The sequence below is a fragment of the Ruegeria sp. BHSB172 genome (assembly GCF_059613165.1).
In genome coordinates this window covers 158,727-179,196 of the sequence record NZ_JBXWRZ010000004.1, presented here as the reverse complement: position 1 = coordinate 179,196, position 20,470 = coordinate 158,727, and the positions used below count along the sequence as shown (strand labels likewise).

31 protein-coding genes are annotated in these 20,470 nt (G+C 61.9%); all 31 read left to right on the top strand.

The window, feature by feature from the left end; translation table 11 throughout:
* The first annotated feature begins 2 nt into the window (after positions 1 to 2).
* The 31 genes from rpsS to AC2FM3_RS03830 all read left to right on the top strand — a co-directional run bounded on the left by rpsS (position 3) and on the right by AC2FM3_RS03830 (position 20,456).
* Positions 3 to 281 carry a 30S ribosomal protein S19 gene (gene rpsS / locus AC2FM3_RS03980; protein ID WP_496679210.1) on the top strand — a complete coding sequence of 93 codons (279 nt, stop codon included), beginning with the start codon at positions 3 to 5 and terminating at the stop codon, positions 279 to 281.
* Between the two features lie 3 nt (positions 282 to 284).
* On the top strand, positions 285 to 665 hold the full coding sequence (rplV, locus tag AC2FM3_RS03975) for a 50S ribosomal protein L22 (protein ID WP_005980700.1): 381 nt from the start codon (positions 285 to 287) through the stop codon (positions 663 to 665).
* Entirely contained in the window at positions 665 to 1,372 is a 708-nt protein-coding gene (gene rpsC / locus AC2FM3_RS03970; protein WP_149775103.1) for a 30S ribosomal protein S3, read from the top strand. Before rplV ends, rpsC begins: the two co-directional genes overlap by 1 nt.
* A 12-nt stretch (positions 1,373 to 1,384) precedes the next feature.
* Positions 1,385 to 1,798 carry a 50S ribosomal protein L16 gene (gene rplP, locus AC2FM3_RS03965; RefSeq protein WP_005980704.1) on the top strand — a complete coding sequence of 138 codons (414 nt, stop codon included), beginning with the start codon at positions 1,385 to 1,387 and terminating at the stop codon, positions 1,796 to 1,798.
* 248 nt (positions 1,799 to 2,046) lie between these two features.
* The gene (locus AC2FM3_RS03960; protein WP_496679206.1) at positions 2,047 to 2,667 is read left to right on the top strand and encodes a 2OG-Fe(II) oxygenase family protein; all 621 of its coding nucleotides are present in this window, start codon (positions 2,047 to 2,049) and stop codon (positions 2,665 to 2,667) included.
* A 350-nt stretch (positions 2,668 to 3,017) separates the two neighbouring features.
* Positions 3,018 to 3,218, top strand: coding sequence for a 50S ribosomal protein L29 (gene rpmC, locus AC2FM3_RS03955; RefSeq protein WP_149775100.1), 201 nt, complete (start codon positions 3,018 to 3,020; stop codon positions 3,216 to 3,218).
* Positions 3,219 to 3,230: 12 nt separating this feature from the next.
* Positions 3,231 to 3,461, top strand: a complete 231-nt coding sequence (gene rpsQ / locus AC2FM3_RS03950) for a 30S ribosomal protein S17 (protein ID WP_068344864.1) — start codon at positions 3,231 to 3,233, stop codon at positions 3,459 to 3,461.
* A gap of 75 nt (positions 3,462 to 3,536) precedes the next feature.
* On the top strand, positions 3,537 to 3,905 hold the full coding sequence (rplN, locus tag AC2FM3_RS03945) for a 50S ribosomal protein L14 (protein WP_005621870.1): 369 nt from the start codon (positions 3,537 to 3,539) through the stop codon (positions 3,903 to 3,905).
* Between the two features lie 2 nt (positions 3,906 to 3,907).
* Positions 3,908 to 4,219 carry a 50S ribosomal protein L24 gene (rplX, locus tag AC2FM3_RS03940; protein ID WP_149775099.1) on the top strand — a complete coding sequence of 104 codons (312 nt, stop codon included), beginning with the start codon at positions 3,908 to 3,910 and terminating at the stop codon, positions 4,217 to 4,219.
* Positions 4,212 to 4,772, top strand: coding sequence for a 50S ribosomal protein L5 (rplE, locus tag AC2FM3_RS03935; protein ID WP_496679204.1), 561 nt, complete (start codon positions 4,212 to 4,214; stop codon positions 4,770 to 4,772). The genes rplX and rplE overlap by 8 nt, the downstream gene beginning before the upstream one ends.
* 19 nt (positions 4,773 to 4,791) lie before the next feature.
* Positions 4,792 to 5,097, top strand: a complete 306-nt coding sequence (gene rpsN, locus AC2FM3_RS03930; RefSeq protein ID WP_005980746.1) for a 30S ribosomal protein S14 — start codon at positions 4,792 to 4,794, stop codon at positions 5,095 to 5,097.
* 13 nt (positions 5,098 to 5,110) lie between these two features.
* Complete coding sequence (gene rpsH, locus AC2FM3_RS03925; RefSeq protein ID WP_490361835.1) at positions 5,111 to 5,503, top strand: 30S ribosomal protein S8; 393 nt, start codon at positions 5,111 to 5,113, stop codon at positions 5,501 to 5,503.
* Between the two features lie 11 nt (positions 5,504 to 5,514).
* Positions 5,515 to 6,048 (top strand): 50S ribosomal protein L6, encoded by a 534-nt coding sequence (rplF, locus tag AC2FM3_RS03920; protein ID WP_496679200.1) that lies wholly within the window; start codon positions 5,515 to 5,517, stop codon positions 6,046 to 6,048.
* A gap of 11 nt (positions 6,049 to 6,059) precedes the next feature.
* Complete coding sequence (gene rplR / locus AC2FM3_RS03915; RefSeq protein WP_005980751.1) at positions 6,060 to 6,419, top strand: 50S ribosomal protein L18; 360 nt, start codon at positions 6,060 to 6,062, stop codon at positions 6,417 to 6,419.
* A 116-nt stretch (positions 6,420 to 6,535) separates the two neighbouring features.
* Positions 6,536 to 7,114: a 30S ribosomal protein S5 gene (gene rpsE, locus AC2FM3_RS03910; protein ID WP_496679198.1), complete on the top strand. Its 579-nt coding sequence runs from the start codon at positions 6,536 to 6,538 to the stop codon at positions 7,112 to 7,114.
* Between the two features lie 12 nt (positions 7,115 to 7,126).
* Positions 7,127 to 7,315 (top strand): 50S ribosomal protein L30, encoded by a 189-nt coding sequence (gene rpmD, locus AC2FM3_RS03905; protein WP_149775093.1) that lies wholly within the window; start codon positions 7,127 to 7,129, stop codon positions 7,313 to 7,315.
* A 212-nt stretch (positions 7,316 to 7,527) separates the two neighbouring features.
* A complete protein-coding gene (locus AC2FM3_RS03900) occupies positions 7,528 to 7,743 on the top strand; it encodes a DUF1127 domain-containing protein (protein WP_496679196.1) in 216 nt (71 codons plus the stop codon).
* Positions 7,744 to 7,914: 171 nt separating this feature from the next.
* The gene (locus tag AC2FM3_RS03895; protein ID WP_496679195.1) at positions 7,915 to 8,742 is read left to right on the top strand and encodes a hypothetical protein; all 828 of its coding nucleotides are present in this window, start codon (positions 7,915 to 7,917) and stop codon (positions 8,740 to 8,742) included.
* A gap of 149 nt (positions 8,743 to 8,891) precedes the next feature.
* Positions 8,892 to 9,365, top strand: a complete 474-nt coding sequence (gene rplO / locus AC2FM3_RS03890; RefSeq protein ID WP_496679192.1) for a 50S ribosomal protein L15 — start codon at positions 8,892 to 8,894, stop codon at positions 9,363 to 9,365.
* A gap of 109 nt (positions 9,366 to 9,474) precedes the next feature.
* Positions 9,475 to 10,839, top strand: coding sequence for a preprotein translocase subunit SecY (gene secY / locus AC2FM3_RS03885; RefSeq protein WP_149775089.1), 1,365 nt, complete (start codon positions 9,475 to 9,477; stop codon positions 10,837 to 10,839).
* The gene (locus AC2FM3_RS03880) at positions 10,836 to 11,477 is read left to right on the top strand and encodes an adenylate kinase (RefSeq protein WP_496679191.1); all 642 of its coding nucleotides are present in this window, start codon (positions 10,836 to 10,838) and stop codon (positions 11,475 to 11,477) included. Before secY ends, AC2FM3_RS03880 begins: the two co-directional genes overlap by 4 nt.
* A 199-nt stretch (positions 11,478 to 11,676) precedes the next feature.
* The gene (gene rpsM, locus AC2FM3_RS03875) at positions 11,677 to 12,045 is read left to right on the top strand and encodes a 30S ribosomal protein S13 (RefSeq protein WP_068344877.1); all 369 of its coding nucleotides are present in this window, start codon (positions 11,677 to 11,679) and stop codon (positions 12,043 to 12,045) included.
* 14 nt (positions 12,046 to 12,059) lie between these two features.
* Positions 12,060 to 12,449 carry a 30S ribosomal protein S11 gene (gene rpsK / locus AC2FM3_RS03870; RefSeq protein ID WP_068344878.1) on the top strand — a complete coding sequence of 130 codons (390 nt, stop codon included), beginning with the start codon at positions 12,060 to 12,062 and terminating at the stop codon, positions 12,447 to 12,449.
* 114 nt (positions 12,450 to 12,563) lie between these two features.
* Positions 12,564 to 13,580 carry a DNA-directed RNA polymerase subunit alpha gene (locus AC2FM3_RS03865; protein ID WP_149775087.1) on the top strand — a complete coding sequence of 339 codons (1,017 nt, stop codon included), beginning with the start codon at positions 12,564 to 12,566 and terminating at the stop codon, positions 13,578 to 13,580.
* A 118-nt stretch (positions 13,581 to 13,698) separates the two neighbouring features.
* Positions 13,699 to 14,124 carry a 50S ribosomal protein L17 gene (gene rplQ / locus AC2FM3_RS03860; protein WP_496679187.1) on the top strand — a complete coding sequence of 142 codons (426 nt, stop codon included), beginning with the start codon at positions 13,699 to 13,701 and terminating at the stop codon, positions 14,122 to 14,124.
* A gap of 168 nt (positions 14,125 to 14,292) precedes the next feature.
* The gene (locus AC2FM3_RS03855; RefSeq protein WP_496679186.1) at positions 14,293 to 15,678 is read left to right on the top strand and encodes a trypsin-like peptidase domain-containing protein; all 1,386 of its coding nucleotides are present in this window, start codon (positions 14,293 to 14,295) and stop codon (positions 15,676 to 15,678) included.
* Positions 15,679 to 15,682: 4 nt separating this feature from the next.
* A complete protein-coding gene (locus tag AC2FM3_RS03850) occupies positions 15,683 to 16,996 on the top strand; it encodes a replication-associated recombination protein A (protein ID WP_496679184.1) in 1,314 nt (437 codons plus the stop codon).
* A 96-nt stretch (positions 16,997 to 17,092) separates the two neighbouring features.
* On the top strand, positions 17,093 to 17,899 hold the full coding sequence (locus AC2FM3_RS03845; RefSeq protein WP_496679182.1) for a crotonase/enoyl-CoA hydratase family protein: 807 nt from the start codon (positions 17,093 to 17,095) through the stop codon (positions 17,897 to 17,899).
* Positions 17,900 to 18,032: 133 nt separating this feature from the next.
* Positions 18,033 to 19,076 (top strand): RluA family pseudouridine synthase, encoded by a 1,044-nt coding sequence (locus tag AC2FM3_RS03840; RefSeq protein WP_496679180.1) that lies wholly within the window; start codon positions 18,033 to 18,035, stop codon positions 19,074 to 19,076.
* Positions 19,073 to 19,756, top strand: coding sequence for an HAD-IA family hydrolase (locus AC2FM3_RS03835; protein WP_496679178.1), 684 nt, complete (start codon positions 19,073 to 19,075; stop codon positions 19,754 to 19,756). Before AC2FM3_RS03840 ends, AC2FM3_RS03835 begins: the two co-directional genes overlap by 4 nt.
* Positions 19,749 to 20,456, top strand: coding sequence for an ATP12 family chaperone protein (locus tag AC2FM3_RS03830; RefSeq protein WP_496679177.1), 708 nt, complete (start codon positions 19,749 to 19,751; stop codon positions 20,454 to 20,456). The genes AC2FM3_RS03835 and AC2FM3_RS03830 overlap by 8 nt, the downstream gene beginning before the upstream one ends.
* Positions 20,457 to 20,470: the final 14 nt, after the last annotated feature.

Genomic DNA, 20,470 nt, shown 5'->3' with positions numbered 1-20,470 from the left:
ACATGTCTCGCTCTGTTTGGAAGGGTCCTTTCGTCGACGCTTACGTGCTGAAAAAAGCCGAAGCAGCGCGCGAGTCGGGCCGCAACGAAGTCATCAAGATCTGGTCGCGTCGTTCCACCATTCTGCCCCAGTTCGTGGGTCTGACCTTTGGTGTGTACAACGGCCAGAAACATATCCCTGTATCCGTCACGGAAGACATGATCGGTCAGAAGTTCGGTGAGTACTCGCCGACCCGGACCTATTACGGTCACGCCGCGGACAAGAAAGCGAAGCGGAAGTAAGTCATGGGCAAGGCAAAGAACCCCCGCCGCGTGGCTGAAAACGAAGCAATGGCCAAGACCCGTATGCTTCGCACCAGCCCGCAGAAACTGAACCTGGTTGCAGCGATGATCCGCGGCAAGAAAGTCGAGAAGGCTCTGACCGACCTGACTTTCTCGAACAAGCGTGTCGCGCAGGACGTGAAGAAATGCCTTCAGTCGGCCATCGCCAACGCCGAGAACAACCACAACCTGGATGTCGACGAGCTGATCGTCGCCGAGGCTTGGGTTGGCAAGAACCTGGTCATGAAGCGCGGCCGCCCGCGTGCCCGTGGCCGGTTCGGCAAGATCATGAAGCCGTTCTCGGAGATCACCATCAAGGTGCGTCAAGTTGAGGAGCAAGCCTAATGGGACATAAAGTCAATCCGATCGGCATGCGCCTTCAGGTCAACCGCACCTGGGACAGCCGTTGGTACGCAGATACCAAGGACTACGGTGATCTTCTGCTGGAAGACCTCAAGATCCGTGAGTTCATCAAGAAAGAGTGCAAGCAGGCCGGCGTGGCCCGTGTGATCATCGAGCGTCCGCACAAGAAGTGCCGCGTCACGATCCACACCGCACGTCCGGGTGTCATCATCGGCAAGAAAGGCGCGGACATTGAAGTTCTGCGCAAGAAGCTGGCTGCGATGACCGACAGCGAACTGCACCTGAACATCGTCGAAGTGCGCAAGCCGGAACTCGACGCGCAGCTGGTTGCCGAGTCGATCGCTCAGCAGCTGGAGCGCCGCGTTTCGTTCCGTCGCGCGATGAAGCGGTCGGTTCAGAACGCCATGCGCATGGGCGCCCTGGGTATCCGGGTGAACGTCGCTGGTCGTCTGGGCGGTGCCGAAATCGCACGGACCGAATGGTACCGCGAAGGCCGCGTGCCTCTGCACACCCTGCGTGCCGACATCGATTACGCACATGCCGAAGCGATGACCCCCTACGGGATCATCGGGATCAAGGTCTGGATCTTCAAAGGTGAGATCATGGAGCACGATCCGCAGGCACGTGACCGTAAAGCACAGGAACTCCAGGATGGTCCGGCACCGCGTGGTGCAGGCGGCCGTCGCTAAGGAGGATTTGAGATGCTTCAACCAAAGCGTACGAAATTCCGCAAGATGCACAAAGGCCGGATCAAGGGCGAAGCCAAGGGCGGCTCTGATCTGAACTTTGGCACCTACGGTCTGAAAGCCCTGCAGCCCGAGCGCGTGACCGCGCGTCAGATCGAAGCTGCACGTCGTGCCATGACCCGTCACATGAAACGTCAAGGTCGTGTCTGGATCCGGATCTTCCCGGATACCCCCGTGACCTCGAAGCCGACCGAAGTCCGTATGGGTAAAGGTAAAGGCTCGGTTGACTATTGGGCAGCCAAAGTGAAGCCCGGTCGCGTGATGTTCGAGATCGACGGCGTCAACGATGAAATCGCTCGCGAGGCCCTGCGCCTGGCTGCGATGAAGCTGCCGATCAAGACCCGCGTCGTCGTCCGCGAGGACTGGTAAGCGGCTGGGGCAACCCTGTCGCGACAATGCTACCCCCGTTGGGAAACCGGCGGGGGTATGGCTTTTTTCGAGGGGGCGCTTCCCCCACCGCGGCAAGCCGCGGCTCCCCCGGGGATATTTCTTGCCTGATGAAGAATGGACCGCGAGATTCACGCGAGATTCATCTGGCCGCAAATATCCCGGAGCGCGAGGCAGAGCCTCGCAAAACTTCCATGGCTTTCGTTGCGACGCTGCATTAGGACGAGATCATGCCACAGATCGAATCGCTCTTCGTCACCCGACTTTACCGCGCCGCTCTGTCCGAATTCGATCCCAGGATCGAACCGGAGGAACTGGAGAACTCCTGTCTGGTCATCGCCCAGGACGACGAAGCCGGCCAGGAATGGTGCGAAGAAAACGGCTATCCTGGCTACACCAGCTATGCCTCGCTGACCGACTTGCCGTGGCGCTTCCCGATCTTCGCCGATCTGGTCAAGGTGCTGGACCAACATGTGGCCGCGTTTGCCGAAGACTTGGAATTCGATCTGGATGGGCGCGGATTGAGGCTCGAGGATCTTTGGATCAACATTCTGCCAGAAGGCGGAATGCATGCCAGCCATATCCATCCACACAGTGTGATATCCGGAACGACCTATGTTTCGATGCCAAAGGGAGCCAGCGCGTTGAAGCTGGAGGACCCGCGCTCAGGTCGGATGATGGCTGCGCCGGTGCGCCGCAAGGGCGCACGGCGGGAATTGCAACCGTTCATTTATATGAAGCCCGAGGTCGGTGACGTGTTGCTTTGGGAAAGCTGGCTCCGCCACGAGGTGCCGATGAACATGGCCGAAGAAGAGAGGATCTCGGTAAGCTTCAACTACAGGTGGGATTGAGGCAAGTGGGATTTCCGCGGTCAAAATAGAAGATCAGGAGTCTCTTTCAGCCGCGCCTCGCTGGATTTCGGGGAAGCCCGAAGAGGTCATGATCCTGCGACTTCTTCATGTAGCCCGACGCTCGGGCTTGAAGGAAGTTGAGCGCGAAGATTTGCTTGCTGGAGTGACCTCTGGAGGTGACGGGTTGGAGGTTTGAAACTTTCCCTTGCCACCCACCCCTCAAACCCTTATACGGCGGCATCCTGCGATCTCCCGACTGCGTCGGGCGATTCGCATGTCTGTCATTCATCCACCAGGTCAAAGGTGACCCGCGAAGGGGCCTTCTGGTGTTTTGAGCAAAGGAAAAGGCGATGAACGCCCAGGAACTGCGTAACAAGACCCCGGACCAGCTCCGGGAGGATCTGGTCAACCTGAAGAAGGAAGCATTCAACCTGCGCTTCCAGCAGGCGACCGGACAACTCGAGAACACCGCCCGGATCAAGAGCGTGCGCCGCGACGTGGCCCGCATCCAGACCGTGCTGAACGAAAAAGCTGCTGAAGCTGCGAACTGAGGAGCCTGAGAGATGCCCAAACGTATTCTGCAAGGCACCGTGACCAGCGACGCCAACGAACAGACCGTCACCGTGCTGGTGGAGCGCCGCTTCACGCACCCGGTTCTGAAGAAGACCATCCGTAAGTCCAAGAAATACCGGGCTCACGATGAAAAGAACGCCTTCAAGGTCGGCGACACCGTACGCATCATCGAATGCGCGCCGAAATCGAAGACGAAACGCTGGGAGGTTCTGGAGGCGTAAGCCCCCGGAACTTTCCATTTGTCGAAACCCTGGGGGAACTAACTAGACCAGCCCCCACAGGTCGGGAGAAACCACATGATCCAGATGCAGACCAATCTGGATGTCGCTGACAACTCCGGCGCACGCCGAGTTCAGTGCATCAAGGTCCTGGGTGGTTCCAAGCGTAAATACGCCTCCGTCGGCGACATCATCGTCGTCTCGGTGAAGGAAGCCATCCCGCGCGGCCGCGTGAAGAAAGGTGACGTCCGCAAGGCCGTCGTCGTGCGCACCGCCAAGGAAGTCCGTCGCGAAGACGGTACTGCGATCCGCTTCGATCGCAACGCCGCCGTCATCCTGAACAACAACAACGAGCCCGTCGGTACCCGTATCTTCGGCCCCGTCGTTCGTGAACTGCGCGCGAAGAACTTCATGAAGATCATCTCGCTGGCTCCGGAGGTGCTCTAACCATGGCTGCTAAACTCCGCAAAGGCGACAAGGTCGTCGTGCTGGCCGGCAAGGACAAGGGCAAAGAGGGCGTGATCACCTCGGTCGACCCCAAGGCTGGCAAAGCCGTGGTTGATGGCATCAACATCGCCATCCGCCACACCCGCCAGTCGCAGACCTCGCAAGGTGGCCGTCTGCCCAAGGCGATGCCGATCGACCTGTCGAACCTGGCTCTGCTGGACAAGAACGGCAAGGCAACCCGCGTCGGCTTCCGCATGGAAGGTGACAAGAAGGTTCGTTACGCCAAGACCACGGGGGACGTGATCGATGCTTGATGCTGCAACCTACACCCCGCGTCTGAAAGCTCAGTACGCCAACAAGATCCGCGCCGCTCTGAAAGAAGAGTTTGGCTACAAGAACGATATGCAGATCCCCAAGCTGGAGAAGATCGTTCTGAACATCGGCTGTGGTGCCGAGGCGGTGAAGGACTCGAAGAAGGCGAAGGCCGCCGTCGAGGATCTGACCGCGATTGCCGGCCAGAAGGCTGTGGCGACCAAGGCGAAGAAGTCGATCGCGGGTTTCCGCGTCCGTGAAGACATGCCGCTGGGCGCCAAGGTCACCCTGCGCGGCGACCGGATGTACGAATTCCTGGACCGTCTAATCACCATCGCGCTGCCGCGCGTGCGTGACTTCCGCGGTGTGAAACCGGCTTTTGACGGCCGTGGCAACTTTGCCATGGGCATGAAAGAGCACATCGTGTTCCCGGAAATCGACTTCGACAAAGTCGACGAGGTCTGGGGCCTGGACATCGTAATTGCCACCACAGCGAAAACCGACGCTGAAGCAAAGGCACTGTTGAAGCACTTCAACATGCCGTTCAACGCGTAAGCGCCGGGAGGAAAGAGACATGGCTAAAAAAGCAATGATCGAGCGCGAAAAGAAGCGCGAGCGCCTGGTGGCCAAATACGCCGCAAAACGCGCCGAGCTGAAAGAAATCGCGAATGACGAGAGCCGCCCGATGGAAGAGCGCTTCAAGGCGCGACTGAAACTGGCGAAACTGCCGCGCAACAGCTCGGCAACCCGTCTGCACAACCGCTGCCAGCTGACCGGCCGTCCGCACGCTTACTATCGTAAGCTGAAGATCAGCCGTATCGCGCTGCGCGAGCTGGGCTCTGCTGGTCAGATCCCCGGCATGGTGAAATCGAGCTGGTAAGGGAGAGAGTGATATGAACGATCCTATCGGCGATATGCTCACCCGTATCCGCAACGCGCAGATGCGCGGCAAGTCCACCGTGACCACTCCGGCGTCGAAACTGCGCGCCTGGGTTCTGGACGTGCTGGCGGACGAAGGCTACATCCGCGGCTATGAAAAAGTGACCGGCGCCAATGGCCATCCGGCGCTTGAGATCAGCCTGAAATACTATGAAGGCACCCCTGTCATTCGCGAACTGAAGCGGGTCTCGAAGCCCGGTCGTCGCGTTTACATGGGCGTCAATGACATTCCGCAGGTCCGTCAGGGTCTGGGCGTGTCGATTGTCAGCACGCCCAAGGGCGTGATGTCGGACGCGAACGCTCGCTCCAACAATGTTGGCGGCGAAGTGCTCTGCACCGTCTTCTAAGGAGGTCTGGAATGTCTCGTATTGGTAAAAAACCGGTCGAGCTGCCCAGCGGCGTTTCCGCTGCTGTGTCCGGCCAGACCATCGAAGTGAAGGGTCCGAAAGGTACCCGCAGCTTCACCGCAACCGACGACGTCACCCTGTCGGTCGAAGACAAACTGGTCAAGATCACTCCGCGCGGCACCTCGAAGCGTGCACGTCAGCAGTGGGGCATGAGCCGCACCATGGTTGCCAACCTGGTTGAAGGCGTGACCAACGGCTTCAAGAAAGAGCTGGAGATCCAGGGTGTGGGTTACCGCGCTCAGATGCAGGGCAACACCCTGAAGCTGAACCTGGGCTACAGCCACGATGTCGATTTCGTTGCGCCGGAAGGTGTCACCATCACCGCGCCGAAGCAGACCGAGATCGTCGTGGAAGGCATCGACCAGCAGCTGGTGGGCGAAGTGGCGGCCAAGATCCGCGACTGGCGCCGCCCCGAGCCGTACAAAGGCAAGGGCATCCGCTACAAGGGCGAGTTCATCTTCCGCAAGGAAGGCAAGAAGAAGTAAGGACGAACACAATGGCAAACAGCAAAAGAACCCTGTTTCTGAAGCGCCGCCTGCGCGTTCGGAACAAGCTTCGCAAGGTCAACGCTGGGCGTCCGCGCCTGTCGGTGCACCGCTCGAACAAGAACATCTCGGTCCAGCTGATCGACGATGTGCGCGGCGTGACCCTGGCCTCGGCCTCGACCCTGGAAAAGGATCTGGGCGTTGTCGGCAAGAACAACATCGAAGCGGCCACCAAGGTGGGCGCGGCCATCGCAGAGCGGGCCAAGAAGGCCGGCGTAGAAGAGGCCTATTTCGATCGTGGCGGCTTCCTGTTCCACGGCAAGGTGAAGGCTCTGGCCGACGCTGCGCGTGAAGGCGGTCTGAAGATCTGAGACCTGTGGGTGGCCCATGCGGCCACCCCGATGATCCGGGAGCCTCGGCCGCGGGCCGGGGCTCACCTGGATTGAAGTAACGGCGCTGACGCGCCATCAGAGAAAGGGATGCCGAAATGGCAGAACGTGAAAACCGCCGGGGCAACCGTCGCGAGCGCGAGGAAGCACCGGAATTCGCAGATCGCCTGGTTGCGATCAACCGCGTGTCGAAAACTGTAAAGGGTGGTAAGCGCTTCGGCTTCGCCGCTCTGGTGGTTGTCGGCGATCAGAAAGGCCGCGTCGGCTTTGGCAAGGGCAAGGCGAAAGAAGTGCCCGAGGCCATCCGCAAGGCCACCGAGCAGGCCAAACGCAACATGATCCGCGTGCAGCTGCGCGAAGGCCGCACCCTGCACCACGACATCGAAGGCCGCCACGGCGCCGGCAAGGTCGTCATGCGCACCGCGCCGGAAGGTACCGGTATCATCGCCGGTGGTCCGATGCGTGCCGTGTTCGAGATGTTGGGCGTCAAGGACGTGGTGTCCAAGTCGCTGGGCTCGCAGAACCCCTACAACATGATCCGCGCCACCATCGACGGCCTGAAGAAAGAACAGAGCCCGCGTTCGGTTGCCGCACGTCGTGGCAAGAAGGTTGCTGACATCCTGCCCAAGCGGGACGAAGCACCGGCCGCATCGGCGCAAGTCGCCGAAGAAGCGTAAGGAGACGTCACCATGGCAAAAACCATCGTCGTCAAGCAGATCGGCTCGCCGATCCGCCGCCCCGCCGACCAGCGCGCAACCCTGATCGGCCTGGGCCTGAACAAGATGCACAAGACCCGCGAACTGGAGGATACCCCCTCGATCCGCGGCATGGTCAACAAGATCCCGCATCTGGTGGAGATCATCGAAGAACGCGACTGATCGCGTCTCGGACCCAACTCGAAAACGCCCCCGACCCGTTCGGGGGCGTTTTTCTTTGCGCCGTCTGCATGGCTTGCCATGCATCTGGCGCATGACGGGTAGACCGAGACTTGGATTGTTTGCGGTAACATCCGGGCCTATCTGTGGAGTGTCCAAAAGGAACGACACTCACAGCGCCAGGGAATACGCCCCGGCAAGAAAGGAGCCCAGATATGGCACACGCACTGAACATCCCCCATGGCGGCCTGAACCTGACCGCCCGCATCCGCGACCTGATCGACGGCATCAAGCGCGCCCAGACCCGCGCGCGAGAATACAGCAAGACCTATTCCGAGCTGCAGCGGTTGAGCGACCGTGAACTCAACGACATCGGCATCCGCCGCTGCGACATTGCCGATATCGCACGCGAGCACGCTTATTGCTCGTAAGTGGCAAAGGCCTTCTTCGCGATGCAGGTGGGGCGCCGGACGGGCGCCCTTTTCCTTTTTGGGCGTCTGTCTCCTCAAGAATTTCCACGGGGCGCCAACTGCATCGTTGCATGGGCCCGGGATTTGCGCCACTTCCTGAACAGCGCTGTTTTGCGAGTGAAAGGGCAGGGCATGGCGAGGGACTACCAGATCGGAATGCTGTGGGTGGAGGGGCCGCTCAGTTTCCTCGAGCTGCTTTGCATCCAGTCCTATCTGGACATGGGCCACAGCGTGCGCCTGTACACCTACAACAACGTGACCAACGTCCCCGATGGGGTGGAACAGCGGGACGCCCGAGAGATCCTGCCCGATTCCGAATTCATCACCCATGACCGCACCCAAAGCCCGGCGCCGCATTCCGACAAGTTCCGATACCGGATGCTGGCGCAGGAGCCCGACCTGATTTGGGCCGACACTGATGCCTATTGCCTGAAACCCTATTCAACGGCGAATGGCCATTACTACGGGTATCTCGAGGGTGAGGTAGCCATCGGCGTATTGGGGCTGCCGCATGACAGTGAAACTCTGGCCAAGCTGATCGAGTACACGAATGATCCGTATCGAATACCGCCTTGGCTGCCTCCGCGCCACCGGCGGCCATTGGAAGAGGCGCGGGACGCCGGAAATCCCACCAACGTTCCCGAGTTTTTGTGGGGTGTGTGGGGGCCAAAGGCGTTCACCTGGGCGTTGAAGGAAACAGGCGAGATCAAATACGCCCTGCCAGAGCATGTGTTCTATCCGATCAATTTCACGCGCCGCCGCGCCATGGCACGGCCGAATACGAATCTCGACCGGTTTTTCCACGAAGATACGGTTTCGATCCATCTCTACGGACGCCGGATGCGCGCGATCATGCGCAAGAACGGCGGCGTTCCGCACCCCGACAGCTTGGTCGGGCAACTGGTGGCCAAACATGGTATCGTTCCGCAAGACGCGCCGATCTCCGATCCCGAGGGCTGACTCGTTGCGATCGGACAATCAAAACTTGCAACCGGAGGCCTGACGCTGTATCGGGCTTCGGTGGCATGACGGCCACGAGAATCAAAATCAAGAAATGCCGTGTTTGGCCCATCACGCTTCGGGGTCATATCCGGCTAAGGAGAAGCGACATGAAACTGCATGAACTGCGCGACAATCCCGGCGCCGTCAAGAAACGGACCCGCGTTGGCCGTGGTCCCGGCTCGGGCAAGGGTAAAATGGGTGGCCGTGGTATCAAAGGCCAGAAATCCCGTTCGGGTGTGGCCATCAACGGCTATGAAGGCGGCCAGATGCCGCTGTATCAGCGCCTGCCCAAGCGTGGCTTCAACAAGCCGAACCGCAAGGAATACGCCGTTGTGAACCTGGGCCTGATCCAGAAATTCGTCGACGCCGGCAAGCTGGACGCCAAGGCCGCGATCACCGAGGACGCTCTGATTGCCTCGGGCCTGGTCCGCCGCAAGCTGGACGGCGTCCGTGTTCTGGCCAAGGGTGAAATCACCGCCAAGCTGAACCTGGAAGTGACCGGCGCCTCGAAGTCGGCCATCGAAGCCGTGGAAAAAGCGGGCGGTTCACTGAAGGTCACAAAAGCCGCTGCGGCAGAGTAAGCGCTTGTGAGCGGGCGCCGACCCGCTTACATAGACCTCAGAGTTTTCCAAGACGCCGCCCGAGCCGGAAAACGGTTCCGGGCGGCGTTTTCATAAGAGAGACCGATTTATGGTATCAGCAGCAGAACAAATGGCAGCCAACACAAGCTGGGCTGCCCTGGGCAAGGCCACCGATCTGCGCAACCGCATCCTGTTCACGCTGGGTTTGCTGATTGTCTATCGTCTGGGCACCTTTATTCCGGTGCCGGGGATCGACGGGCAGGCGCTGCGCGAGTTCATGGAGCAGGCGGGGCAGGGCATCGGTGGGATGGTTTCGATGTTCACCGGCGGGGCACTGGGGCGGATGGGTATCTTTGCCCTCGGCATCATGCCCTATATCTCGGCATCGATCATCGTGCAGCTGCTGACCTCGATGGTTCCCGCGCTCGAACAACTCAAGAAAGAGGGCGAGCAGGGCCGCAAGAAGATCAACCAATACACCCGTTTCGGCACTGTGGCGCTGGCCACCGTGCAGGCCTATGGCCTGGCGGTTTCGCTGGAATCGGGCGATTTGGCGACCGATCCCGGTCTGTATTTCCGCCTGTCCACGATGATCACGCTGGTGGGTGGCACCATGTTCCTGATGTGGCTGGGCGAACAAATCACCGCGCGCGGCATCGGCAACGGCATCTCGCTGATCATCTTCGTCGGTATCATCGCCGAGGTTCCGGCGGCGCTGGCGCAGTTCTTCGCCTCAGGCCGTAGCGGTGCGATCAGCCCGGCCGTGATCGTCGGCGTGATCGTGATGGTGATCGCTGTGATCACCTTCGTGGTGTTCATGGAGCGCGCGCTGCGCAAGATCCATATCCAGTACCCGCGCCGCAATGTCGGCATGAAGGTCTATGAAGGCGGCTCGAGCCACCTGCCGGTCAAGGTCAACCCTGCCGGCGTGATTCCGGCGATCTTCGCCAGCTCGCTGCTGCTGCTGCCGGTCACGATCTCGACCTTCTCGTCAGGCGCAGCGAACGGACCGATCATGTCGTGGCTGCTGGCCAATTTCGGACCGGGACAGCCGCTGTACCTGCTGTTCTTCGCTTCGATGATCGTGTTCTTTGCGTATTTCTACACGTTCAACGTGTCGTTCAAACCGGATGACGTGGCGGACAACCTGAAAAAGCAGAACGGCTTTGTGCCCGGCATCCGTCCCGGCAAGAAGACCGCCGAGTATCTGGAATATGTGGTCAACCGAGTGCTGGTGCTGGGCTCGGCCTATCTGGCGGCGGTCTGCCTGCTGCCCGAGATCCTGCGCGGCCAGTTCGCCATTCCGTTCTATTTCGGTGGCACCTCAGTTCTGATCATCGTCTCTGTGACCATGGACACGATCCAACAGGTTCAGAGCCACCTGCTGGCGCATCAATACGAAGGGCTGATCGAAAAGTCCCAGTTGCGCGGCAAAGGCAAGAAACGCGGCAGGAAGGGACCCGCTCGTCGATGAATATCATTCTTCTGGGCCCCCCGGGGGCAGGCAAGGGTACGCAAGCACGTCACCTGGTTGAAACGCGGGGCATGATCCAGCTCAGCACCGGTGACATGCTGCGCGAGGCCCGCAGCTCGGGAACCGAGATGGGCAAGAAGGTGGCTGCGATCATGGACGCGGGCAAGCTTGTCACCGACGAGATCGTTATCGGCCTGATCGAAGAAAAGCTGACCACCGAAAAGGGCGCTGGATTCATCTTCGACGGCTTCCCGCGTACCTTGGCCCAGGCTGACGCCTTGTCCGCCCTGCTGGCCAAGCTGGGTCAGTCGCTGCACACCGTGATCGAAATGCGCGTGGATGACGATGCGTTGGTCAAGCGGATCACCGGCCGATTCACCTGTGGCGATTGCGGCGAGGTCTATCACGACGAAACCAAGCCCACCGCGGTCGATGGGGAATGTGATAAATGTGGCGGTACCAACATGGTACGCCGGGCCGATGACAACGAAGACAGCCTGCGGACCCGGTTGATGGAGTACTACAAGAAGACATCTCCGTTGATCGGTTACTACTATGCCAAAGGTGATCTGCGCCCGGTGAACGGGTTGGCGGACATCAAGGAAGTCCGGGCCTCGATCGAGGCCATACTGGGCTGAGGCAGCAAGGGGCTTGACGTCAAGTCCAAAAGCCCATATCGACCCCCATCCCCTTGGGGAATCAACCGCGTGTGCGGGATTCGTCCCGCATGCCAAGACCACCTCGAATGATGCTGAACCCTCTGGCCACACTGCCACGGTTGGGCGTTGTGAAAAAAGGTTCTGGAATTACGGAACCGCAACGAAAGGAAAGTGACACGTGGCACGTATTGCCGGCGTAAACATCCCGACTGCAAAGCGGGTACCTATCGCCCTCACCTATATCACCGGAATCGGCAACACCTCGGCCAAGGCGATCTGCGAAGCCGTGGGCATCGACGAGAGCCGCCGGGTGAACGAACTGTCGGATGCCGAAGTTCTGGCCATCCGCGAGCACATCGACGCCAACTACACCGTTGAAGGTGACCTGCGTCGTGAAGTGCAGATGAACATCAAGCGCCTGATGGACCTGGGCTGCTATCGCGGTCTGCGTCACCGCCGCAACCTGCCGGTTCGCGGTCAGCGCACCCACACCAACGCTCGTACCCGCAAAGGCCCCGCAAAGCCGATCGCGGGCAAGAAGAAGTAAGGAGGGTCTGACCGATGGCACGTGACAAGACACGCGTAAAACGCAAAGAGCGCAAGAACATCGCATCGGGCGTCGCCCATGTGAACTCGACCTTCAACAACACCAAGATCCTGATCTCGGACGTGCAGGGCAACGCCATTTCTTGGTCGTCGGCCGGCACCATGGGCTTCAAGGGTTCTCGGAAGTCGACCCCCTACGCCGCGCAGATGGCCGCCGAAGACGCTGGCCGCAAGGCGCAGGAACATGGCGTCAAGACGCTGGAAGTCGAAGTTCAGGGCCCCGGTTCGGGCCGTGAATCGGCGCTGCGCGCGCTGGCTGCCGTGGGCTTCAACATCACGTCGATCCGCGACGTGACCCCGATTGCCCACAACGGCTGCCGCCCGCCGAAGCGCCGCCGCGTCTAAGCAATTTGGAATTGAGCTGGGGCTGTGTTTTCGCACGGCCCCAGCACGTCATTTTGAACCTCGGGCGTCTGCACCTTGTTGGTCATGGGGCGCAGACAGGAATGGAGGGATTACATGATCCACAAGAATTGGGCTGAATTGATCAAGCCGACCCAGCTTGACGGCAAGCCGGGCAATGATCCCGCGCGCCAGGCCACCATCGTCGCCGAACCGCTTGAACGCGGCTTTGGTCTGACCTTGGGCAACGCCTTGCGCCGCGTGCTGATGAGCTCGCTGCAAGGCGCGGCCATCACCAGCGTCCAGATCGACAACGTCCTGCACGAGTTCAGCTCGGTCGCAGGTGTGCGTGAAGACGTCACCGACATCATCCTGAACCTCAAGCAGGTCGCTCTGCGCATGGAAGTCGAAGGCCCCAAGCGCCTGTCGATCAATGCCAAAGGCCCCGCAGTCGTCACCGCAGGCGACATCAGCGAAAGCGCCGGCATCGAGGTTCTGAACCGCGATCACGTCATCTGCCACCTGGACGATGGCGCCGACCTGTTCATGGAACTGACCGTCAACACCGGAAAGGGCTATGTCTCGGCCGAGAAGAACAAGCCCGAAGACGCGCCTATCGGCCTGATCCCGATCGACGCGATCTATTCGCCGGTCAAGAAGGTCGCCTATGACGTTCAGCCGACCCGCGAAGGTCAGGTTCTGGACTATGACAAGCTGACCATGAAGATCGAAACCGACGGCTCGATCACGCCCGAGGATGCGCTGGCCTTCGCCGCCCGCATCCTGCAGGATCAGCTGTCGATCTTCGTCAACTTCGACGAGCCGGAATCGGCGGGCCGCCAGGACGAGGACGATGGTCTGGAGTTCAACCCGCTGCTGCTGAAGAAGGTGGACGAGCTGGAGCTGTCGGTCCGTTCGGCAAACTGCCTGAAGAACGACAACATCGTCTATATCGGCGATCTGATCCAGAAGACCGAAGCCGAGATGCTGCGCACCCCGAACTTCGGCCGCAAGTCGCTGAACGAGATCAAGGAAGTGCTGTCCGGAATGGGCCTGCACCTCGGCATGGATGTCGAGGATTGGCCGCCCGACAACATCGAAGATCTGGCCAAAAAATTCGAAGACGCGTTCTAAGCGCGTCTTCGCCAATGCCCGGGCTGCCGGGGACCGTATGGGCATTTCCGCCCCAAGGAGAGCCGGTGACACGCATCGCCGGCCAGACAAAGCAAAACGCGAAAGAAGGAATTGAAAAATGCGTCACGCACGTGGTTACCGCCGCCTGAACCGTACTCATGAGCACCGCAAGGCCCTGTTTTCGAACATGGCCGGCTCGCTGATCGAGCACGAACAGATCAAGACGACGCTGCCCAAGGCAAAAGAGCTGCGCCCGATCGTTGAAAAGCTGATCACACTGGGCAAGCGCGGCGACCTGCACGCCCGCCGTCAGGCCGCAGCTCAGCTGAAGGAAGACAAGGACGTCGCCAAGCTGTTCGAGGTTCTGGGCCCGCGCTACAAGGACCGTCAGGGCGGCTATGTCCGTATCCTGAAGGCCGGCTTCCGCTATGGCGACATGGCGCCGATGGCGATCATCGAATTCGTCGATCGCGACGTCGATGCCAAGGGCGCGGCCGACAAGGCCCGCGTTGCTGCCGAGGAAGCGGCCGCTGACGAAGAATAAGACCCGGCTGAATGGCCGAACTCTTGACCCCTGTCCGGATCGTCCGGGCAGGGGTTTTTAATTGCTTTGCGGGCTTTGAAACGACCCTGCCGGCGGCGGAGCGCCACGCTCTATTGCATTCGCACGCCGCGCTCCGCATATCTTCGGCGGAGGAAGAACGGAGCTGACATGATACGCACGATACTGGCTGTATGTCTGATGACACTGGCCGCCCAGGCCGGCGCCGAGACGCGGGTTCCGCAATCGCAGGCCGAGATTTCGATGGGATTTGCCCCGGTGGTCAAAAAGGCGGCCCCGGCGGTGGTGAACATCTATGCCAAGATCGTCCGGCCCGGACGCCGCAGCCCGATTTTCGCAGACCCGTTCTTTCAGGACTTTTTCGGTGGCGGCTTCGGTACGCCGCGTCCACGGGTGCAGAACTCTCTGGGGTCGGGCGTCATCTTGACCGAGGATGGCTACGTCGTTTCGAACTACCACGTCGTCGGCACCGCGACCGAGATCCGGGTCGTCACAACGGATCGTCGTGAATTTCACGCCGAGGTCGTCCTGGGCGACGAGGAAAGCGACATCGCCATCCTGCGCCTGCTGGACGCGCAGGGCCTGCCCTTCCTGCGTCTGCGCGATTCGGATCAGGTCGAGGTTGGCGAGTTGGCTCTGGCCATCGGCAACCCGTTCGGCGTGGGGCAGACCGTGTCGTCGGGCATCATCTCGGGGCTGGCGCGGTCGGGAACTGCCACGGGCAATGCGCGGGGGTATTTCATTCAGACCGATGCGCCCATCAACCCGGGCAATTCCGGGGGCGCTCTGATCGACGTCAACGGAGATCTGATCGGCATCAACACCTCGATCCTCACGCGGTCGGGCGGGTCCAACGGCATCGGCTTTGCCATTCCGGCCAATCTGGTGGCGGAATTCCTGCGTCAGGCTAAGGCGGGCAACACGGAATTCGTCAGCCCCTGGGCCGGCATGGCCGGTCAGATCATGAGCGCCGACATCGCGGAATCGCTTGGGCTTTCGCTGCCGCAGGGCGTGGTGATCTCGGACCTCCATCCGCTCAGCCCATTGGCCGAGGCTGGCTTGCGGGTGGGCGACATCGTCACGCATGTGGATGGTGAAGAGGTGAACTCGCCCGCCGAGATGAAGTTTCGCATGTCGGTGGCGGGTGTTGGTGGGACATCCGTTCTGACCCGGCTGCGCGGTGGTGACAGGAAAGATGTCAGTGTGGCGCTGATGGCTGCGCCTGAAACGCCGACGGCCGAGGAAACCACTTTGAACGACCGCACGGTTCTGCCGGGGATGACGGTTGCGCGAATCAACCCGGCTTTGATTGTCAAGATGGGGCTGCCCCTGTCTCAAACCGGTGTGGTCGTTGTCGACCCCGGCCCCTATGGCGCGCGGGCCGGGCTGCGGCCCGGCGATGTCATCAATGCCGTGAACGGGCGACAGGCCGAACGCCCGCGCGACGTCGTTCGGGCGCTGCGCGACCCGGGCCGGCGGGTGCAGATCGATCTGGTGCGCGGCGGTAAGCCCGTGTCGTTGCGGTTCAGGCTCTGACGGCATGAGTGACCTGTTCGACACCGAAGGGCAGGCCTCCGAACCGGCCCCGAACCGCCCGCTGGCAGACCGGTTGCGGCCCCAAGCGCTGTCCGAGGTGATCGGGCAGCAACAGGTTCTGGGCCCCGAGGCGCCGCTGGGGGTGATGCTGGCGTCGGGCAGCCTGTCCAGCCTGATCTTCTGGGGGCCGCCGGGGGTGGGCAAAACTACCATCGCGCGGCTGCTGGCCAAAGAAACCGACCTGCATTTCGAACAGATCAGCGCGATCTTCACCGGCGTTCCCGACCTCAAGAAGGTGTTCGAGGCTGCCAAGTTGCGGCGGCGGAACGGCAAGGGGACGCTGTTGTTCGTGGACGAGATCCATCGTTTCAACAAGGCCCAGCAGGACGGGTTCCTGCCGCATATGGAGGACGGGACGATCCTTCTGGTGGGCGCGACCACCGAAAACCCATCGTTCGAGTTGAACGCCGCCGTACTCAGCCGCGCGCAGGTGCTGGTGCTGGAACGGCTGGGCCTGGCCGATCTGGAACGCCTGACGCAGCGTGCCGAAAAAGAGCTGGGCAAGGCGTTGCCTCTGACACCCGCAGCGCGGGACGCGCTGCAGGAAATGGCGGATGGAGACGGCCGGGCGCTGTTGAACCTGATCGAGCAAATCGCGGCCTGGTCGGTGGACGCGCCGCTGGACCCCGACGCGCTGGCCAAGCGCCTGATGCGTCGTGCCGCGAAATACGACAAGTCGGGGGACGAGCACTACAATCTGATCTCGGCGCTGCACAAATCGGTGCGCGGGTCCGACCCGGATGCGGCGCTGTACTGGTTCGCCCGGATGCTGACCGGGGGCGAAGATCCGCGATACCTGGCCCGCCGCATCACCCGGATGGCGGTCGAGGATATCGGCCTGGCCGATCCGCAGGCCCAGTCGATCTGCCTGCATGCCTGGGAGGTGTACGAGCGGCTCGGGTCGCCCGAAGGTGAGTTGGCGCTGGCGCAGGCGGTCGTGTATCTGGCGCTGGCGCCCAAATCCAACGGGGCCTATGTGGGCTACAAGGCGGCGATGCGCCTGGCCAAGCAGTCGGGCAGCGAGCCGCCGCCCAAACACATCCTGAACGCGCCGACGGGATTGATGAAGGATCAGGGCTATGGCGCGGGCTATGCCTATGATCATGATGCCGAGGACGGGTTCTCGGGGCAGAACTACTTTCCCGAGACCATGAAGCGCCCGGTCCTGTACCAGCCGGTCGAACGCGGGTTCGAGCGCGAGTTGAAAAAGCGTCTGGACTACTTTTCGAAACTGCGCAGTCAACGCAACGGGTCGTGACGCAGGGTCAATTCGGACCGTGCCGTCGCGTTTCGCGGGACACTCAAGGCGCGCCCGGGGTTCCCTAGGATTACATGCCGCCAGGGAGGAGCGCAGATGACCGTTTCCATCGACAAGACAGACGACGTGTGGACCATCATCCACGACCGGCCCCAGGCCAGAAACGCCGTAGATGCCGAACACGCGGCAGCCCTGGCCGAGGCCTTCATTGCCTTCGAGGATAGCGCGGCCAAGACGGCTGTGTTCTGGGGTAAAGGCGGCAATTTCTGCGCGGGCTGGGACCTCAAGATGGCAGCCACGCTGTCTGACCCGGACCTGCGCGAGCCCTATTTCGACAGGCACGCTTTTCCAATCGGGGCCGCGCCGTCGCTGCTGGGCCCGATGGGCCCATCGCGGCTGGAGCTGTCAAAGCCGGTCATTGGCGCGATCGAAGGCGCCGCTGTTGCCGGCGGCATGGAGTTGGCCCTTTGGTGCGACATCCGGGTGATGGCCGAGGACGCCTATATGGGCGTCTATTGCCGCCGTTGGGGAATCACGCTGATGGATGGCGGTTCGGTGCGGCTGCCGCGGCTGGTCGGGCAGGGCAAGGCACTCGAGATCGCGCTGACCGGGCGCACGGTCATGGCTGACGAGTGCGAACGGATCGGGCTGGCCGAGAAAATCGTGCCGCAGGGTGAAACCCGCATCGCGGCCGAAGCGATGGCGCACGAAATTGCCCGCTTCCCGCAGGAGGCCGTCGGCGCCGACCGCCGCTCGATCATCGAAACCCGGGGGATGCCGTTGCGCGAGGCGTTGAAGGTCGAATGGGCCAACGGGCTGGACGCCATCCGCCGCGAGGGTACGTCCGGCGCGGTTCGGTTCCGCGATGGGGCGGGGCGGCACGGGGATTTCAACGATATCTGAGCGGCCTTGGCCCGCGAGCCCGTCAGCCTGCTTGACTCTTGCCTTGCGGCGCGCGACAGACGCGGATGTTTTCTGAGGCACTGACACGGGCGATTTTCCGGGCGCGCAGCATCCGGTTGCAAGGGGTATTGGCATGAGCGGCGTACAGATGATCACGGTCGAGCCGGGCGACGGCGACCAGCGGTTGGACCGCTGGTTGCGGCGCCTGTTCCCGCATGTCAGCCAGGGCCGGATCGAAAAGATGTGCCGCAAGGGTGAACTGCGCGTGGACGGCGGGCGGGTCAAGGGCTCGACCCGGCTGCAGGCGGGGCAGGTGGTGCGTGTGCCGCCCCTGCCCGACCCGGATCACAAACCTGCCCCGGCCCGCCCCCGCGTGACGGATGCCGATGCGAAAATGATCCAAGCCTGCGTGATCTACCGGGATGACCACGTGCTGGCGCTGAACAAGCCCCAAGGCCTGCCCGTTCAGGGCGGCAGCGGCCAGGCCCGGCACGTGGACGGCCTCGCCGAAGCGTTGCGCTTTGGCTATGATGAGAACCCACGGCTCGTGCACCGTCTCGACAAGGACACGTCGGGCGTGCTGCTGATGGCGCGCACGCGCGAAGCGGCCAAGGGCCTGACCGCTGCCTTCCGGCATCGCAACACACGCAAGATCTACTGGGCGCTGGTGGCTGGTGTGCCGACCCCGTATCTGGGCGAGATCAAGACCGGGCTGGTCAAGGCCCCCGGTCACGGCAAGCAGGGCGAAGGCGAAAAGATGATCGCCGTCCACCTGAACGAAATCGACAGTACGCCGGGCGCCAAACGGGCGCACACGCTTTATGCGACGCTGTATCGGGTGGCCAGCCGTGCATCATGGGTGGCGATGGAGCCCGTAACCGGTCGCACGCATCAGCTGCGTGCGCATATGGCGGCCATCGGGCACCCGATCATCGGGGATGGGAAATATGGCGGCTCGGGTCAGGAAAATCTGGGCGATGGCTGGGGCGCACAATTGGGTGGGGTCATCAGCAAAAAGTTGCATCTGCACGCCCGAACCGCGTCATTCAAGCATCCGGTGACCGGCAAGCAGATCACGATCAACGCCCCGCTGCCGCCGCACATGAAAGACAGTTGGGACACCTTGGGCTGGACCGAGGATCTGGCCGCCGAGGACCCGTTCGAGGCGCTGCGATGACCGCGCACCTGCGACTGGTTCTGTTCGATGTGGACGGGACGCTGGTGGACAGCCAGGCCAGCATCGTGTCGGCCATGACCGCCAGTTTCCAGGCGGTGTCGCTGCCGGTGCCGGATCGCGCCGCGATCCTGTCGATCGTGGGTCTTTCCCTGCCGGTTGCGATTGCGCGCCTCGTGCCCGAGCAGCCGCCGCGCATGCAGGCCCGGCTGGTCGATGGCTACAAGCAAGCCTACCACGCGCAGCGCCTTCAGCAGGGCGCCGCTGGCTCGCCCCTGTACCCCGGCGCCCGCGACGTCATCGATCGGCTGCACGCCACCCCCGAGATCCTGCTGGGCGTGGCCACGGGCAAGTCACAGCGCGGGCTGGACGCGCTGCTTGAGGCGCACGACCTCGGGCACGTTTTCGTCACCCGGCAGGTGGCCGACCATCACCCGTCGAAACCGCATCCCTCGATGATCGAAACGGCCCTGTCCGAGACTGGCGTCACACCTGCGGATGCGGTGATGATCGGCGACACGAGTTTCGACATGGAAATGGCGCAGGCGGCGCGCGTTCACGGGATCGGAGTGGCCTGGGGCTATCACGACCGGTCGCGTCTGGTGGCCGCGCGCAGGGTGATCGACAGTTTCGATCAACTGCCCGACGCGCTGACAGAATTCTGGGGACAAGAGCATGAGTGACTGGAAACCGAAACGCTTCTGGACATCAAGCGCCGTGGTCGCAGCCGATGACGGCTATGCCGTCGAGCTGGACGGGCGCCGTGTGAAGACGCCGGCCAAGGCGCCATTGGTGCTGCCCACCCGGGCCATGGCCGAAGCGGTCGCGCGGGAATGGGACGCGCAGGAAAAAGAAGTCGACCCCGCGACCATGCCCTTTACCCGCTCGGCCAATGCCGCGATCGACAAGGTGACGCATCAACATGCCGAGGTGGCCGACATGCTGGCCGACTATGGCGACTCTGACCTGCTGTGCTATCGCGCCACCCATCCTCGGGAGCTGGCCGAGCGTCAGGCCGAACAATGGGACCCGGCGCTGGACTGGGCCGCCGAAACGTTGGGGGCGCGTCTGCAGACGGTTGCGGGCGTGGTGCATCAGCCGCAGCCTGCGGAAGCCGTAAACAGGTTGCGCAACATGGTGCACGCGCTGGACGCGTTCCGTCTGGCGGCCTTTCACGATCTGGTGAGCCTGTCGGGGTCGCTGATTCTGGGTTTTGCAGCTGCCCGGAATTGGCGCAAACCGGACGATATATGGCGCATTTCGCGGCTGGATGAATCGTGGCAGGCCGAGCAATGGGGCGACGACGCAGAAGCCGTTCAGGCCGCCGAGATCAAAAGGGCCGCCTTCCTGCACGCCAAACAGTTCTACGATCTATCGGTCTGAGCCTTTTTGGTCCC